Here is a 16,299-nt window from a genome sequence, read left to right on the forward strand (position 1 = left end):
TGATGCCGGTTGCCGTAATCAGCGATGAGTTTGGCATCGACTTTGTCCGTTTTTACTCGTTGTAACTGGCTGCGCGCGTAATAAGCCACTTGGGCCGGATTAAGGATGCAGACACGATAGTCCTGTTGGAACAGCCACTCAGCCAACGCTTCGTGGTAGATGCCCGTAGCCTCCATCACAATCCAAGCATCAGCTTCAGCGTATTTGAGCAGCCATTGCTGGAATGCCTGAAAACCAGCTGCATCGTTACTCAACTTGGCCTTAGTACGGTACTTGCCATTGCCTTGCAGGGTGGCGATATCGAAGCTGTGTTTGGCGATATCGATGCCGACAACAATCGTCATGACGCTTACTCCTCACTGAGTTAGTTTAGATCGTCACTTCACCCGTCCAACCTTGCCGATGCGAGCTCGAGGCTCAGGATACCGTTCGGACTTAATGGATGAGTGCGGAGGAGTGCAGCGCTATCTACGAAGCAAGCTCGAGGCTTAAGGGTGGTCACGACTTGCACTCTCTCCTCCGATGATCAGTCGGAGACTATCGCCTCCTGAGAGGGAGTAGTCGAGATACAAGGGTGGTTGACGTCTTTCTCAGCCACCATCAGACGCCGCAGATCTTCGAGAATTCGCAACGCCACGATGGCCAAGCTTCGTGTTGTTCCACCCACTAAAAATGAACGCCAGCAGGCAATCATTAGCCCAGCTTTTCGGCGATCCAAATGGTATGGCGAGTGCCTTTGTTGCCATGGGCATAAACCTGAACCGCTTCGGCTTTAAAGCCCGCTTTAGCGATTTTTTCGGAAAACTTGCGATCCGCACTCGACGACCAGACGGCCAGCATGCCTTTGGCCCGCAAGGCTTTGTGGCACTGACGCAACCCTTCCATTGAGTACAGCCATGTGTTGCTCTTTTGCGTCAGCCCCTCGGGGCCATTGTCGACATCAAGCATGATCGCGTCATAGTCGCCTTTAGCCACTTTGAGGACGTTGGCAACATCATCCTCAATAATCCGTGTGCGTGGGTCATTAATGGGATAACCCGACTTGGCGCCCAGCGCACCACGATTCCACTCGATCACACCCGGCACCAGTTCGGCCACGGCAACTTCGGCGTTTTTACCGAGGCTCAACAGGGCTGACGCGAGGGTGAAGCCCATCCCCAGCCCGCCAATCAGCACGCGCGGTTCAGGACGCGCTGCAACTCGCTTGCACGGGATTGCCGCCAAGGCATCTTCAGAGCCGTGCATTCGGGTATTCATCAGTTGACCGCCGTCACCGCCGGCAATCTTGATCACAAAATCCTCGCCATACTCGAACAGGCACAGCGCGGAACTGCTCTGAGGAATAGGTGCGGTGTCCAGCAACACAAAGCGTTTCATCGGCTACTCGGTTCAAGTCAATGCCGCGCACGATACAGCAGCGCCAGCTGGCTTTAAAAGGCTATTTGCCCGCGCTGAAAAACCAGAAAGCTGCCTCAGTCGCCATGCTGCCCTGCCAAGACCACCGTATAGCCGTCGGGGTCACGCAGCCAGACCTCACGATGCATTGCATTGCGGTTCAACAATGGACCCTGCACCACCTTGATTTGCAACGCAGCGATACGCACCAGGGCGGCGGCAAAGTCATTGACCTGAAACCACAGCAACATACCGTTGCCACGTGATTCGACATTGCGATCCCCCAACAAGGGATGATCGTGAACATCCCACGCATGTAATTGAAGAATCATTTGGCCCTGAGCGTTAACCAACTGTTCGTACTCAGTGCCACCATGGGCCGACTTACAGCCGAGCAATTGCTTGTACCAAAGGCTACTGAGCGGTACATCGGCGACAGCGATCAAAGGTTGTGGCTGCATTGCACCTTGCTCTCATTATTAGAAGGTAATCGATACTCAAACGACATCAGTGGCGTTACGAATCCAGTGACGCGCCTGATCCAGCTCCTCCAACCTGAAGTTACTGATCTGGGCGTGCATCAGTGGCTTCACCAACTCGCTAAACCAACCAATCCATTTTTGATCGGCAACAATTGCCACATGGGAGAAATGCTTGAGGTGCTTGGGCGCAAATTTAAAGTCAGCCCATAACGCGGACGCAGAGATGCTCCCCACATGCTTGACGACCTCAACCATGCGCACCTGCCCATATTCAGTGATGACCTGTTCAATGCGCGCAGCCAATTGATCAAACTCATCACGGCTCAAGCTGCCATCAAGCTCGAATTCAATGATATTAGTATGCTCACTCGGTTTAATTGTCAGCATGTTATTCACCTCACTAATCAGCCCTGCACTCGTCACCTCAGAATCAGCAGATGCGTTAAAAAGTTTTAAAGCAACCAGTATCCTACTGAGTAAGACCACGCCGAAAGGTTTGAGTTTGCCTGCGGCAATGATAAAACCCACTTTAGCTATTTACCCCATTAGCCCGAGAGTGCCCACCTATGCCTATCGCTCAACTGATCACCGCGGAACAATTGCATGGCCACCTGCAGAACCCGGACCTGCGTATTTTCGATTGCCGGTTTGCCCTCGACGACATCGGCTACGGCCAGCGAAGTTTCGCCGAAGGGCATATCGACGGCGCGCAATACCTTGATCTGGAAGGCGATTTGTCGGGCGAAATCACAGCAGGCGTAACTGGGCGCCACCCATTGCCACAACCTGCACAACTGATCGCAAGGCTGGCCAAGCTTGGCTTGGACAATCACAGTGAAGTCGTGCTTTACGATGATGGTCCGGGTGCCTATGCGGCGCGAGCCTGGTGGTTGCTGGCATGGCTGGGGAAGCGTGAGGGGGTGTACCTGCTCGATGGCGGCCTAAAGGCATGGCACGATGCGGGATTCGCCCTTAGCCACGAAACATTGCCGGCGAATGTAGGCACCTTCAGTGGCCAGGCAGACCCATCGCTCGTGCTTAGCGCCGAGCAACTCCAAGCCCGCCTCAATACAACCCAAATGACATTGCTGGATGCCAGAGCGCTGCCGCGCTTCAAAGGTGAAGTGGAACCTCTCGACCCCGTAGCCGGGCATATACCGGGCGCCCAGTGTGCGGTATTTACTGACAACCTGGGCAGTAATGGACGCTTCTTGCCCCCGGCGCAGCTCCATCAGCGCTTCAGTGATTTGCTCGGACAACGCGCTGCGGAGGAACTGGTTGCCTACTGTGGCTCCGGCGTAACTGCTTGCCACAATCTGTTTAGCTTATGTTTGGCGGGCTATCCCCTGGCGCCGCTCTATGCAGGCTCATGGAGTGAGTGGATCACCGACCCGCAAAGGCCCGTAGCCACTGGCGTTTAAACTCCAAAAGCCCCCCTAAAACCCGCTACATCAGCGGGCTTGTTAATTCCCAACTGATATATAGGTAATTTATCAACGCAGAAAACAATTTAAAAACAGTCCTTTACAACCCAAAGGTCGCACTACACTTCAACATAAGCGGCTAACCCCGCCCCGGCAGGGCTTTTATACAAACGAGCAGTACCCAAACATACGCCCTACCGGTCTTCTATTTTGTGAGGAAGGTATGGGAATTGCGGCCTGTGAACTGAGCCAGCACGTTATTCGCCCGACATTGGTCTACCTGGGCCGCCACTCACCTGCTGCAGAAGCTTTGTTGCTGGGTGCAGCAGCCAGCCAATCGAGCCTTTGCGCCGAACTCGATGACAAACTGGGGCATGGCCTGTTTCGCATTACAGAGACTCGCCACCAGCAGCTCTGGGATTGCCATTTAGCCTTTGATCCCGACCTGGCAAGCAAGATTCGCGGGCTAGCCAGTCAACATGCCTTTCTAGACGCCCCCCATTTAGAGCTAACAGTTAATCTGCGCTATGCCACGGCAATTGCCTGGATGCTGATTGAAATAGAGCACAGTCCTCTGCCCGCAGTGGATGATTTGGCAGGCATGGCAACAATTTGGCGTCATGTTTTTCGACCAACGGGCCGCGCACAAGACTTTGTCGAGGCATGGCAACGCTGCATCGGCCAACTCGGTCAAGTTGCCTGACATATTGCCAAACTGTCCGAATAGTCAGGCTTTGCGACCATTTCATTCAGTGTACGCCTGTTCACAATCAACGAAGTTAGCGGCACAACGCCACAAATTGTCCTACAAAACTTGGCTTTTAGGAGAACTTCTACCCCTTGGCAAACCCCCAAAAAGCCTGTTAGCTTGCGCTCCCCAGCTACCCTTTGGAGTCCTCCTGTGAGCCAAAAAATTCTAAAAAGCAGTTTGGCCTTAGCCATCAGCGTCGCATCCACCTACAGCCTGGCCAGCGGCTTTGCCCTCAATGAGCAAAGCATCAGCGGCATGGGTACCGGTTTTGCGGGTCGCTCTTCTTCTGCCGAAGACGCCACTACCCTGTATGGCAACCCGGCTGGCATGTCACGCCTGAAGCGCGAACAAGTCTCTGCGGGTGCTGCAGTGGTGTTTGCTAAAACCGACATCAAAAAAGCAGACGGCAACCTGAACGGCAGCAATGACGGCGATATGGTGCCAGTTGTGGGCGTGCCTATGGGCTACTACGTCAAACCAATCGATGACAAAGTCAGCTTCGGTATCGGCATGTATGTGCCGTTCGGTCTGGTAACGGACTACGAGAGTGATTTCCAGGGCCGTTACTTCGGCGATAAGAGCCAGGTTCAGGTCATTACCCTGCAGCCGACCGTCAGCTACCGCTTCAATGACAACTTGTCGATCGGTTTCGGTCCAACGATCAACCACATCTCCGGCGAACTGACCTCAAAGATCCCAAGCTTTACGCCTGATGACGGCAAGGTAAAGATCAAGGGTGACGATGTTGCCGTTGGTTATAACTTCGGCGTGCTGTACGAGTTCAACGAGCATGTCCGTGCCGGTGTGACTTACCACTCCAAGGTTGATTACAAGCTTGAAGGCGACACCAAGATTTCAGCACCAGATGGCAGCCCATTGAATGCGCTAGGCCTGACAGGCAAGTATGACGCCAGCCTGGACATCACCACGCCTGAGTCTGTCGATATGTCCCTGACCTACGACATCAACGATCAGTGGACCGTCTACGCCGGTAGCACCTTCACTCGCTGGAGCCGCCTGGAAGACATCACAGTCGACAACGAAGGTGTTAGCGCGCCATTTGCGACCATCACCGAAGAGCAAAACTGGCATGACACCTGGGCCCATGCAATTGGCGCCGCCTACAAGTTGAACAAGCAGTGGGTATTACGTGCTGGCTTGGCCGTTGACCAGTCACCAGCCAACAACACCGACCGTTCGCCGCGTATCCCAACCGGTGACCGCAAAATCTTGAGCTTGGGTGCTGGCTGGAGCCCAACCGAGGACATGACCATTGACGTGGCGTATTCCTACCTGAAAGAAGACGACGCCAAGATCAACAACAGTGATCCATTGCGCGGCAACTACAGCTCTACTTATGAAAACAGCGCCCACGGTCTCGGTGCTCAGGTGACTTACCGCTTCTAAAGCGTAGCGGTCAAGCACACAATTTGTGCGGCACAAATAACAATAATAAAGCCGCGCGAATCTACCGCCACATCATGGCCAACAGTGCCCAGCAGCGCTGCGACACACCCGCTGTTGATCCGGCTAAACGCCCGCCTGCGCATTGACAGCAATCATCTGCACAGCAACAGGTTTGACACCCCCCGCAATGGCTAACCCGTTGAGCAGGATGAGCGCTCAACAAACGCCGACGCCCAACTGCAGCACCGCCAAGCCACCCTGACGCCAGCCCCACCAGATCAAACCAAGCAGCAATAGCCCTGCAATCGCCAGGCTGGAGCGGATCAACCAGACTCGATTCACAGTGCGGCCTGAGCATTTTGCAGGCGCGCCACCGGTTGTTCCCGTACGGGCCAGTTAAGCGCAGCAGCGATCAGGCTCAAGCCGATTGATATCTGCCAAACCAAATCATAATTGCCGGTTTTGTCATAGAGGTATCCGCCCATCCAACCACCGAGAAATGCACCGAGTTGGTGGAACAGAAACACGATTCCACCCAACATCGACAGATTACGCACACCGAACATAGTGGCAATGGTGCCGTTGGTAAGCGGCACGGTTGACAGCCAGAGCAAGCCCATGGCGATGCCGAATGCATAAGCACTCCATACCGTCAGTGGTGCCCAGACAAACGCAGTGATCACAACTGCCCGGGCAAGGTACAAACCAGTGAGCAAGCGCGGTTTGGAACGACGGCTACCGAGCATGCCAGCGGTGTACGTGCCAAAGACATTGAATAAACCGATCAGCGCCAATACGGTGGTGCCGACCAAGGCCGGCAAATGCTGATCGACCAGATAGGCCGGCAAATGCACGCCGATAAACACCACCTGAAAGCCACAGACAAAAAAGCCCAGGGCTAACAACCAGAACCCCGAATGCGTACTGGCTTCACGCAGTGCCTCAAGCAAGGTTTGCTCGCCGTGCTGGATCGGCAGTGGCTTGTCCTTGATCATTTTTGCCAAGGGCACAATCAGCGCGACCAGCATCCCCAGCGCCAACAACGCCGACGACCAGCCCAGCCAGCTAATCAAGCCAAGGGTACCCGGCAACATGGCAAACTGACCGAATGAGCCGGCGGCGCTGGCAATGCCCATTGCCATGCTGCGATCCTCAACCGCAACGGTGCGCCCGACTACACCCAGAATCACCGAAAACGACGTGGCTGAAAGCCCCATACCGATAAGCAAACCAGCGCTCAAAGACAATGACCAAAGCGAATCGGCAAAGCCCATCAACACCAAGCCCAGCGCATACAAGACACCGCCAATAATCACCGTGCGCTGCGCACCATAGCGGTCGGCTATGGCGCCGGTGAATGGCTGCGTAAGCCCCCAGATCAGGTTTTGCAGGGCAATCGCAAAGGCAAAGACTTCACGGCCCCAACCAAACTCCGCGCTCATCGGCGGCAAGAACAAACCGAAGCCATGTCGAATCCCCAGCGACAGCGCGAGGATCAGCGAAGCTCCGAGCATTACCCAACCACTTGTGCGCCATACATTCTTCATAACAATCCCTAAGTGCGCCGTGAGCTGCGGTTAGTCGAACGCTTGTAACTCAGTCAATAAATTAGCCAATGTCTCCACCTGCTCAGCCCCGATGCGCTGGACAATAAGCTGCTGAACACCTTGCCATGCGACAAAAGCCTGAATAATTGCCTGCTCGCCTTGAGCACTGAGCAAGACAATGCGATTGCGTTGATCCGCACCCTCTTGCATCACCACCAGGCCCTTGGTTTCGAGGACGCGCAGGTTGCGTCCGAGCGTGCTGCGATCAAGACCCAATGCATCAGCCAGCTCGCTAATACTTGGCTGTTGCAGGCGCTGCAAGTGCTTGAGCAGTGAATATTGGGCAACATTGATCCCAACAGCACTTAAGGCATCGTCGTAGAGCTTGCTGACACCGCGACTCGCACGGCGCAGCTGAGTGCACAAACATTCAGTTGATAACATAATTAGGGGTATATACCCGCATCATCAAATAAGCAATTGAAATCGATGCAGACATGCTATTTGAGCGGGTTAAAGGGCAATCTGCCGGCCAACAGTCAAGACAGCTGCCAGGCTTCATCTACGCTGGCTGAACGCTGGATTTTTGGGCTTCGCTGACAAACCTTAGCCACCCGTTGGAGTTTGACTTGGGTCTGCTGGGCAATTGCTTGAGTGCTTAATGGCGCCGCACTTCCCTGTGACGTGGCATCGCCCAGGCATTTGAGGACCACCCCTTCGTCGATCTTGAATTTTACCCAGCGATAAAGCCAGTAGTGCGCCGCCAAGGTGACGACAACCACTAAGGCAATGATTATTTTCTCAGGCATAGAACAATCCTTCGAGCCGTCAGTTAACTCGTCGCGCAGGCGAGCACCACCACTATCGCGCACTCCACAACCTCAAGCAACGCACCTGCGGTATCGCCAGTCGTGCCGCCAAGGCGCTTGAGCATAAGCTGGCGACAGAGGAGAAAAACCAATCCAGCGGTGATCACAGCCAGCCAAGCTCCGGGGAGAAAAATCACCCCAAACCCGACCACCGCCGCCAACAGCCAGGGCACGTGCGCTCGGGGTAAGTGACTGGACAACGCCTGCCCCAAACCGCCCTTGCGCACATAGGGCGTGGTTAAAAACAGCAAAGGTAAAGCACTGCGCGCCAGCAATGGAGCCAACACCAGCGCCGGGTTTGAACCTGCATCGAGCAAGACCGCCAGCGCAGCAAACTTAAGCAGCAACAACAGCAGCACTACCACCACGGCAATAGGACCACTGCGCGGGTCCTGCATGATCGCCAAGGTCCGCTGCTTGTCACCAAAGCCGCCCGCCCAGGCATCGGCGCTGTCGGCTAGGCCATCGAGATGCAAGCCGCCCGTTATCGCCACCCATAGGCTGAGCAACAACGCAGCCTGGAGCATTGGCGGCACCCCGCTGAGCAGAGACTGGGCAAGCAACAACACAGCGCCAATAAGCAAGCCCACCAGCGGATAGTAAAGTGCTGAGCGACCATTTTGCTCGGCGCCAGGCACCTGCTTGAGCGTGATAGGCAGCCGCGTCAAGAACTGCAGGGCGATCATAAATGCTTGCATAGGCGCTCACGTAATTGGCCATCAGCGTCTAGCTCGAGTCGAATCAGCTGAGCATGGCCAACACTGACCTGCATCAAATCACTCCGCGCAAACCCCCGCGCTCTGGCCAACAACAAGCGCATCACCCCGCCGTGGGTGATCAGCAAAATCCGTTCCCCAGCATATTTGTGCTGCAACTGCTCCAGGCTGGCCAGGATTCGGGCTTCGAACTGGGTCAAGGGTTCGCCATTGGGCGGCGTAAAGGCATAAGGATCAGCCCAGAACTGGCCAAGGCCTTGGGCATCCTGCTGCATCAGCGCGGCACTGCTAAGGCCCTCCCAGTCACCGAAATGCAGTTCTTGCAAAGCCGGCTCGAAACTAAAGGCAATGCCCTGCATCTGAGCGACTTCTTCAGCAAAGCGAGCGCAACGCTGCAAGGGCGAACTGACGATCCGATCCCACGACGCCCCGCCCTGCTGTGCACTCAGAGCGTTGGCAAGTGCACCGCGCAGTTGGGCCCACCCGGTGGCGGTCAAGGCATCGTCAATGGAGCCCCGCAAGCCGCCGCCCTGTTCGGTTTCACCATGGCGCAACAAATCGAGCTGGACTGTCATGCTGAGCGCCCGGCAACAGCGGCCTCAGCAAAAGTCGCCATGTCGTTATGCAGTGCACAGGCCATCCTCAGCAAGGGTGCAGCCAAGGCCGCACCACTGCCCTCACCGAGGCGCAAACCCAGGGTCAGCAACGGTTGCCCATCGAGTGCTTGCAAGACCTTGGCATGCCCCGGCTCTGCGCCCTGATGAGCGAAGAATAACCAAGGCGAGCAATCTGGATTCAAGCGCTGCGCAACCAAGGCGGCGACAGTGCAGATAAAGCCATCAACCAGCACTGCGATGCCGTGCTGTGCGCAGGCCAAATAAGCGCCCGTTAGAGCGGCAATTTCAAAGCCTCCAATACGGCGCAGGCCATCGATGACATCGGTTATATGCGGGCGATGCAGGGCCAGTGCCGCATCAATCACCCGGGCTTTATGGGCCATCGCCGCAGCATCGAGACCAGTGCCGGGCCCGACTACAGTTTGGGCATCACATTGCAGCAACCAACAGGCCAGTGCCGAGGCAGATGTGGTGTTGGCAATGCCCATCTCGCCGGCGATAAACAGCTGGGTGCCTGCGGCTTGAGCGCGCAGCACCGCATCACATCCCGCGCCAAGGGCTTGCAGCACTTGCAAGCGGCTCATCGCCGGCCCCTGCAGGAAGCTTTGGGTTCCTGCACCCAAGGCCAAATGACGCACGCCGGGCAGTGGCTCAAGCGCAGTCGCGGTGCCCAGGTCTATCACCTCAAGCTGCGCCGCCAACTGACGCGACAACACGCTGATGGCTGCCCCGCCACTGACAAAGTTACGCAGCATCTGGCCGGTAACTTCTTGCGGAAAAGCCGACACACCTTCATTGGCGATGCCATGATCAGCGGCGAAGATACTGATCCAGATATGCTCAAGCGCAGGTCTCTCACGCCCTTGTAGTCCTGCCAACCGCACCGCGAGCTGTTCTAACAGAGCCAAGGATCCGGCAGGCTTAGTAAGCTGTGTCTGACGCGCTTCGGCACCCTGCTGCACGGTCAAATCGGGCTGACGGCAGGGTTGCTGCAACCATGACTCATTCATAACGCAGCACCTTTTAGTAGCATCGGCAGGCCAGCAACCGTGAACACCACACGCTGGCACCGCTCAGCCAGGGCTTGATGCAACCAGCCGGCCTGGTCTACATAACGACGGGTCAACTCACCAAGGGGAATCACCCCCAACCCGGTTTCATTGCTGACAAAAATGATCCGCCCGGGCAGCGCCTCGAAGCATGCCAACAGCGCGTCAATTTCATGCTGCAGACGCTCATCATCGTTCAACATAAGCAAATTGCTCAGCCACAGCGTCAGGCAGTCAACCAGCAAACAGCGCTCCGGGGCAGCGTTGTCGCGCAATACCTTGGCCAGTTGCAATGGCTCTTCAATCAATTGCCAATGGACCGGGCGCCGCTGGCGATGATGGGCGATACGCTGCCCCATCTCTAAATCAAGCGGCTCGCTGGTGGCGATATAGGTGACCGCCAGGCCCGACTCCAGCGCCAAGCGTTCTGCCAGGTGACTCTTGCCCGAGCGGGCGCCACCGAGAATCAATTCATGCATGCTTTACCTCGATCTGCATCAGCTTAACCCGCACAGCTGTTTCAACACGGCGCCATCCAGATGCGCCTCAACCATATCGGCCAGACGTTCGATATCGCGTTCACGCAGGGCGTGATAATCAACCGTTTCAACCTCAGTCAAACCGGCCCATTGCAGCAACGAGGTACAGGCCGCCGTGGACTCGAACAAACCATGCAGATAGGTCGCCAGAATCTGCCCATCGGCGCTGACAGCACCATCGCGGCGCCCATCATCGAGTTCAACCGCTGGGGCCAGCGATGGATCAATCACACTGACGCCAGCATGGATTTCATACCCACTAATCGCTGCGCCTGTGGCCTGCAGGCGCCCAGTCACATTGCGCAATTGCTTGTGCGACTCAAGCACAGTGTCGATCGGCAACAGGCGTAAACCCGCGCTACAACCGGGAGCACCTTCCAGCCCGTGGGGATCATCAATGCTGTTGCCGAGCATCTGTAAGCCACCGCACACCCCCAGCACTTTGCCGCCGTAACGCAGGTGTTTATTGATCGCCAGATCCCAGCCCTGCTCACGCAAGAACGCCAGATCTGCGCGCACAGCTTTCGAGCCCGGCAGAATAATCAAATCGGCAGTAGGGATTGGCTGGCCGGGCCCGACAAATGTCAGCTCAACCTGGGGATGCAAACGCAGGGGATCGAAATCGGTATGATTACTGATGCGCGGCAATACTGGCACAATCACCCGCAGCACCTGCTCAGCTTTGCTGACTTGCCGCGTGTCGATCGCATCTTCCGCTTCGAGATGAAAATCCATCAAGTACGGCAACACCCCCAACACCGGTTTCCCCGTGCGCGCTTCCAACCAGTCCAGCCCCGGTTGCAGTAAGGCAATGTCGCCACGAAAGCGATTAATCACAAAACCTTTGACCCGCGCCTGCTCACTTTCTGACAACAGCGCCAGGGTGCCGACCAAGTGAGCGAATACCCCGCCTTTGTCGATATCCGCAATCAGGATAACCGGGCAATCGACCGCTTCGGCAAAGCCCATATTGGCGATATCACCTGCACGCAGATTGATCTCCGCAGGCGAGCCCGCGCCTTCAACCATGACCACCGGATAAGCGCTGCGCAACCGTTGATGCGACTCCAGCACGGCAGTCATCGCGACCTTTTTGTAGTCGTGATAGGCCACCGCATTCATATGAGTGATTGCCCGGCCGTGAATAATTACTTGAGCGCCGGTATCGCTGCTGGGCTTGAGCAATATGGGGTTCATATCGGTGTGCGGCGCTAAACCTGCCGCTTGCGCCTGCACCGCTTGCGCGCGGCCAATTTCGCCGCCTTCGGCGGTAACGGCGCTATTGAGCGCCATATTTTGTGGCTTGAATGGCACCACGCTAATGCCTTGGCGCACCAACCACCGGCAAAGCGCCGTCACCAAGGTACTTTTACCGGCGTCTGATGTGGTGCCTTGCACCATCAATGTGGCGCTTTGCATCGGTTGTTTGTTAGTCATTATTGACGCTCATTAAAAGCTTGCAGCCCAGCGCGCAAGCGCTGCCAGCCGGATTCATCGCCCGGCAGCCCGAAGCGCAGGCTTTGCGGATACTCGAAGTGACGCAGCAAAATGCCTTGATTGGCCAGATACTCAAACAGCTGTGACGCCTGTTCTGTGGCCGACCACTGAAATAACGCGCAGCCGCCCAGTGCAGGCAAGCCTTGCGCGACCAGCAGTTCCTGCAGCCGCTGGGCGTCATTCTGGAGTCGTTGGCGCTGCGCAGACTGGCCCTCAAAGTCGCTTAACAAGGTGGTTGCAACCAGCCGGGTTGGCCCATTAATTGGCCATGGCCCAAGCATCTCGGCAAGGTCCTGCAGCAAGCGCTGTTGCGCCAGAACAAAACCCAAACGCGCTCCAGCCATGCCGAAAAACTTGCCAAACGAGCGCAGCACGATCAATCCCGGTAGATGGCTATACTTGGCCAGACTCAGCTCCGGGGTGCAGTCGATAAAGGCTTCATCAACCACCAGCCAGCCGCCACGCTCAGCCAGACGCGCGTGCCAGGCCAGCAATTGCTCAGGCTCGATAAGGCGCCCGGTCGGGTTATTGGGATTGACCAATACCATCACATCGAGACGGTCGAGTGCACGGTTGATACTGGCTTCGCTAAACGTCAGCAACTTATGCCCATAACGGCGCCATGCAGCCGCATGTTCGGCGTAGGCCAAGGGCACCATGCCGACAATTGATCTGCGCCGCAGTCGCGGCAAGGCCTGAATAGCCGCCTGCGAACCAGCCACGGGTAACAGCGCGCCGCAAGCATAGTAATCCCGTGCGGCGGCCTCCAGACCGTCCTCCGTCTCGGGTAGCCGCTGCCAAACCGCGGCGGGAATATCCGGCAGCGTTAAACCATAGGGCGCTACGCCGGTGGACAAGTCGAGCCAATCGGGCAGCGCGATACCATATTGCAGCGCCGCAAGTCGTAACCGTCCGCCGTGTTCAAGCATTGAACAACGCCCAAGCGCCCAACAGCAGCAACCAGAGAAGGACGCCGCCGTAAACCAGATTGAGCGCACGCTCGATATCGGCAGCGCGAGCCTGTGGCCCGGCACCCAGGTCAGGGCGATGATGGTTTTCCCCGTGATATTGCGCAGCGCCGCCTAGCTGAACATTCAAGGCCCCTGCCCCGGCAGCCATTACCGGGCCTGCATTGGGGCTGTCCCACAATGGCGCTTGCCTGCGCCAGCAACGCAAACTTTCGCAGGTATTGCCAAGCAGCGCATAGGTCAGGGCAACCAGACGCGCTGGAATGTAATTAAGCAGATCGTCTATTTTCGCAGCGGCCCAGCCAAAGCGTTCAAAGCGCTCATTGCGATAACCCCACATCGCATCCAGGGTATTGCTCAAGCGGTACAAAACCACGCCGGGCGCACCCGCGATGATGAACCAGAACAACGCCGCAAAGACGGCGTCACTGCCATTTTCCAAGACCGACTCGGTGCCCGCACGGGCCACTCCATGGGCATCGAGCTGAGCGGTATTGCGGCTGACCATATAACCCACTCGTTCGCGGGCCAGTGCCAGATCCCCCAAACGTAGCGCTTGCGCCACTGGCCGCGCATGCTCGCCAAGGCTGCGCAGTCCCAAGGCAACATACAACGCGACAATCTCAACAAACCAGCCGAATGCTGACACCTGACTCAGCAGCCAGGCCAGCGCGGTCAACGGCAACACAGCCAGACACCAGGCGCTGACGCCATGACTGCGCCAGCCCGCTCCAGACGGATTAAACCGCTGTTCAATGCGCTCGGCCCATTGCCCAAAGGCCACCAGTGGATGCCACCCTTTAGATTCACCAAAAATGGCATCCGCCGCCACAGCGGCAACAGTGCTTAAAAACAAACTCATCCTCGCGCTTCTGCGCAACCTCTTATCAATGCCTGTAACTGCTGCACTCCATCGCTGAGCGCCGCAGTGCCGGGCGGGAGGATATCTGCCGAGGTGATCTCGTGCAGCTGTTGATTAAGCCACGCAGCAATATTTTCCTTAGAGCGCTCCCGGATAACGCCCGATGTCCAGCATGTCGGCGACTGCCGCACGGTCTCACAGACTTCGCAGGTCAAGCCGATGATGCGCGGCATTATTCGCCCCACTGATTTTCTGAGAGCAGCTCGCTCAGCTCGCGTGGCTGCGCCCAACCCTGCTCCTGAAGCATGGGATTGGAATAAAAAGCCTTTACTGGCCCAAGGCACAAAACAGCGACAGGCTTACTGCCAGCCGGCATGTTCAATAGCTTGCCCAATTTGAATGGATCAAACAGTGACACCCAGCCCATGCCCAACCCTTCAGCACGTGCTGCCAGCCACATATTTTGAATCGCACAGGCCACCGAGGCCAAATCCATCTCTGGCAAGGTACGCCGGCCAAAAATGTGCGCCTCGCGTCGATCCATCAAACCGACCACCAACAACTCGGCGCACTCACGAACACCCTCGACCTTAAGCTGCATAAACTCGTCAGAGCGCTGATCAAGTGCTTCGGCAGTGCGCAGCCGTTCTTGCTCGACCAACTCAGCGATCGCTTCGCGGGTCTGCACCCGAGTGATGCGAATAAACCTCCAGGGCTGCATCAGCCCGACGCTTGGTGCTTGATGCGCGGCCTCAAGCAATTTCGCCAACAACTCAGGGGCGACTTCACCACCACTGAAATGGCGCATGTCACGTCGCTCGGCGATGACCCGGTAGATCGCAGCGCGCTCTGCGGCGCTGTAAGCGTGCTCATTCATGGCCGAAAAATCTCAGCAACAGCACGCGGGTTCGAGGCAAAGTAAAAGTGAATATAGGAGGCTGTCAGTCGGCCCTGACGATATACCGACTCGCGGGTACGTCGGTAATTCGGGCATTCACCACGGGCGACTTCAGGTAATTCGCCCTTAATTGTGGAGTGGTGAAAGGTGTGTCCGCGGAGCAATCCCTCAGGCAGTTCGACTTCCTGTAAAGCCAGGGCAGTCAGCCGCGGCTGCATTGCTGCGCGTGCATCTAGCAAACCGAGCATTGCCCCTGTCTCGCCCTGCTGATCGGTCAGCGACTCCAGCACATAAAGCATGCCGCCGCACTCGGCCAAGATCGGTTTACCTGCGCCATGATGCTGCCTGATAGCGGCAGCCATGCCAGCATTCGTTGCCAACTGCGCAAGGTGCAACTCGGGATAACCACCGGGCAAGTACAGACTATCGACTTGAGGTAACGCGCCATCATCAAGTGGAGAAAAGAAGCACAGCGTGGCGCCCAGCTCACGCAGAAGATCCAGGTTGGCTTGATATATAAAGGCGAATGCCGCATCCCGCGCAACCGCAATCCGCACGCCCGCCAGCAGTGGTTCAATAGCTCGCGCAACGGGGGCCGCGAAGCTAATGGCTGGCGGCAGTTCAACCTGCGCACTGGATGCCAGCGCATCGGCGGCGGCATCCAACCGGGCGTCAAGATCAGTCAACTCATTCGCCTGAACCAACCCCAGGTGGCGGCTTGGCAACTCGATCTCGGCACTGCGCGGCAATGCGCCGTACCAGCGGATAGACTCGGGCAATGCATCTGCCAATATTTGCCCATGGCGCACGCTGCCCACGCGATTACCCAACACCCCGGAGAATGGCAAACCCGCTTGAAAGGTGGCTAAACCATGGGCCACCGCAGCAAAGGTTTGCGCCATGGCCGAGGCGTCAATCACCGCCATCACAGGCACCTTAAAGTGTCGGGAAAGATCGGCAGCCGATGGCGAGCCATCAAACAGACCCATCACCCCTTCAATCAAAATCAAATCCGCCTCGCCTGCTGCTTGCCAAAGCAAGCGCTGGCTTTCAGCCTCGCCAACCATCCACAAATCCAGCTGATAAACCGGCTGACCAGAGGCGCGCGCGAGAATCATCGGATCAAGGAAATCCGGCCCACACTTGAACACTTGGACCCGCTTACCTTGACGCGAATACAAGCGCGCCAGCGCCGCGGTGACTGTGGTTTTACCTTGCCCAGAGGCCGGCGCTGCGATCAGCAATGCCGGACACTGATGGACTCGCGTGCTGTTCATC

20 protein-coding genes are annotated in these 16,299 nt (G+C 56.8%); 3 read left to right on the forward strand and 17 right to left on the reverse strand.

Going from position 1 to position 16,299, the window contains the following annotated elements:
- From AACY09_RS07720 to AACY09_RS07735, 4 genes are all read right to left on the reverse strand, one after another.
- Positions 1–344 (reverse strand): IS110 family transposase (locus AACY09_RS07720; protein ID WP_339487105.1); only part of this gene is annotated, 344 nt, incomplete at its 3' end.
- Between the two features lie 349 nt (positions 345–693).
- Positions 694–1,377 (reverse strand): spermidine synthase, encoded by a 684-nt coding sequence (locus AACY09_RS07725; protein ID WP_339487106.1) that lies wholly within the window; start codon positions 1,375–1,377, stop codon positions 694–696.
- A gap of 95 nt (positions 1,378–1,472) precedes the next feature.
- A complete protein-coding gene (locus tag AACY09_RS07730) occupies positions 1,473–1,856 on the reverse strand; it encodes a VOC family protein (protein WP_339487107.1) in 384 nt (127 codons plus the stop codon).
- 36 nt (positions 1,857–1,892) lie between these two features.
- A complete protein-coding gene (locus AACY09_RS07735) occupies positions 1,893–2,264 on the reverse strand; it encodes a SpoIIAA family protein (protein ID WP_339487108.1) in 372 nt (123 codons plus the stop codon).
- Positions 2,265–2,443: 179 nt separating this feature from the next.
- On the opposite strand from AACY09_RS07735, the gene AACY09_RS07740 reads away from it, so the two are divergent.
- The 3 genes from AACY09_RS07740 (at position 2,444) to AACY09_RS07750 (ending at position 5,459) form a co-directional block, all read left to right on the forward strand.
- Entirely contained in the window at positions 2,444–3,298 is an 855-nt protein-coding gene (locus tag AACY09_RS07740; protein ID WP_339487109.1) for a sulfurtransferase, read from the forward strand.
- A 226-nt stretch (positions 3,299–3,524) separates the two neighbouring features.
- A complete protein-coding gene (locus tag AACY09_RS07745) occupies positions 3,525–4,004 on the forward strand; it encodes a hypothetical protein (protein ID WP_339487110.1) in 480 nt (159 codons plus the stop codon).
- Positions 4,005–4,202: 198 nt separating this feature from the next.
- On the forward strand, positions 4,203–5,459 hold the full coding sequence (locus tag AACY09_RS07750; RefSeq protein WP_339487111.1) for an OmpP1/FadL family transporter: 1,257 nt from the start codon (positions 4,203–4,205) through the stop codon (positions 5,457–5,459).
- A 216-nt stretch (positions 5,460–5,675) separates the two neighbouring features.
- Here AACY09_RS07750 and AACY09_RS07755 read toward each other — a convergent pair whose 3' ends face one another.
- The 13 genes from AACY09_RS07755 to AACY09_RS07815 form a co-directional block, all read right to left on the reverse strand.
- Complete coding sequence (locus AACY09_RS07755) at positions 5,676–5,801, reverse strand: hypothetical protein (RefSeq protein ID WP_339487112.1); 126 nt, start codon at positions 5,799–5,801, stop codon at positions 5,676–5,678.
- Positions 5,798–7,006, reverse strand: coding sequence for an MFS transporter (locus AACY09_RS07760; protein ID WP_339487113.1), 1,209 nt, complete (start codon positions 7,004–7,006; stop codon positions 5,798–5,800). Before AACY09_RS07760 ends, AACY09_RS07755 begins: the two co-directional genes overlap by 4 nt.
- Before the next feature lie 30 nt (positions 7,007–7,036).
- Positions 7,037–7,450 carry a MarR family winged helix-turn-helix transcriptional regulator gene (locus tag AACY09_RS07765; protein WP_339487114.1) on the reverse strand — a complete coding sequence of 138 codons (414 nt, stop codon included), beginning with the start codon at positions 7,448–7,450 and terminating at the stop codon, positions 7,037–7,039.
- A gap of 95 nt (positions 7,451–7,545) precedes the next feature.
- Positions 7,546–7,815 (reverse strand): hypothetical protein, encoded by a 270-nt coding sequence (locus tag AACY09_RS07770; protein WP_339487115.1) that lies wholly within the window; start codon positions 7,813–7,815, stop codon positions 7,546–7,548.
- 23 nt (positions 7,816–7,838) lie between these two features.
- Positions 7,839–8,573 (reverse strand): adenosylcobinamide-GDP ribazoletransferase, encoded by a 735-nt coding sequence (locus AACY09_RS07775; RefSeq protein ID WP_339487116.1) that lies wholly within the window; start codon positions 8,571–8,573, stop codon positions 7,839–7,841.
- Positions 8,558–9,166 carry an alpha-ribazole phosphatase family protein gene (gene cobC / locus AACY09_RS07780; protein ID WP_339487117.1) on the reverse strand — a complete coding sequence of 203 codons (609 nt, stop codon included), beginning with the start codon at positions 9,164–9,166 and terminating at the stop codon, positions 8,558–8,560. Before cobC ends, AACY09_RS07775 begins: the two co-directional genes overlap by 16 nt.
- A complete protein-coding gene (cobT, locus tag AACY09_RS07785) occupies positions 9,163–10,218 on the reverse strand; it encodes a nicotinate-nucleotide--dimethylbenzimidazole phosphoribosyltransferase (protein WP_339487118.1) in 1,056 nt (351 codons plus the stop codon). Before cobT ends, cobC begins: the two co-directional genes overlap by 4 nt.
- Entirely contained in the window at positions 10,215–10,736 is a 522-nt protein-coding gene (cobU, locus tag AACY09_RS07790; RefSeq protein ID WP_339487119.1) for a bifunctional adenosylcobinamide kinase/adenosylcobinamide-phosphate guanylyltransferase, read from the reverse strand. Before cobU ends, cobT begins: the two co-directional genes overlap by 4 nt.
- Positions 10,737–10,754: 18 nt before the next feature.
- Complete coding sequence (locus AACY09_RS07795; protein ID WP_339487851.1) at positions 10,755–12,215, reverse strand: cobyric acid synthase; 1,461 nt, start codon at positions 12,213–12,215, stop codon at positions 10,755–10,757.
- A 17-nt stretch (positions 12,216–12,232) separates the two neighbouring features.
- On the reverse strand, positions 12,233–13,222 hold the full coding sequence (gene cobD / locus AACY09_RS07800) for a threonine-phosphate decarboxylase CobD (protein WP_339487120.1): 990 nt from the start codon (positions 13,220–13,222) through the stop codon (positions 12,233–12,235).
- A complete protein-coding gene (cbiB, locus tag AACY09_RS07805) occupies positions 13,215–14,123 on the reverse strand; it encodes an adenosylcobinamide-phosphate synthase CbiB (protein WP_339487121.1) in 909 nt (302 codons plus the stop codon). The genes cobD and cbiB overlap by 8 nt, the downstream gene beginning before the upstream one ends.
- 232 nt (positions 14,124–14,355) lie before the next feature.
- Positions 14,356–15,000 carry a 5,6-dimethylbenzimidazole synthase gene (gene bluB, locus AACY09_RS07810; RefSeq protein WP_339487122.1) on the reverse strand — a complete coding sequence of 215 codons (645 nt, stop codon included), beginning with the start codon at positions 14,998–15,000 and terminating at the stop codon, positions 14,356–14,358.
- Positions 14,997–16,298, reverse strand: coding sequence for a cobyrinate a,c-diamide synthase (locus AACY09_RS07815; RefSeq protein ID WP_339487123.1), 1,302 nt, complete (start codon positions 16,296–16,298; stop codon positions 14,997–14,999). Before AACY09_RS07815 ends, bluB begins: the two co-directional genes overlap by 4 nt.
- Position 16,299 lies beyond the last annotated feature (1 nt).

The sequence above is a fragment of the Pseudomonas sp. EL_65y_Pfl2_R95 genome, assembly GCF_963971045.1.
Taxonomy (GTDB): Bacteria; Pseudomonadota; Gammaproteobacteria; order Pseudomonadales; family Pseudomonadaceae; genus Aquipseudomonas.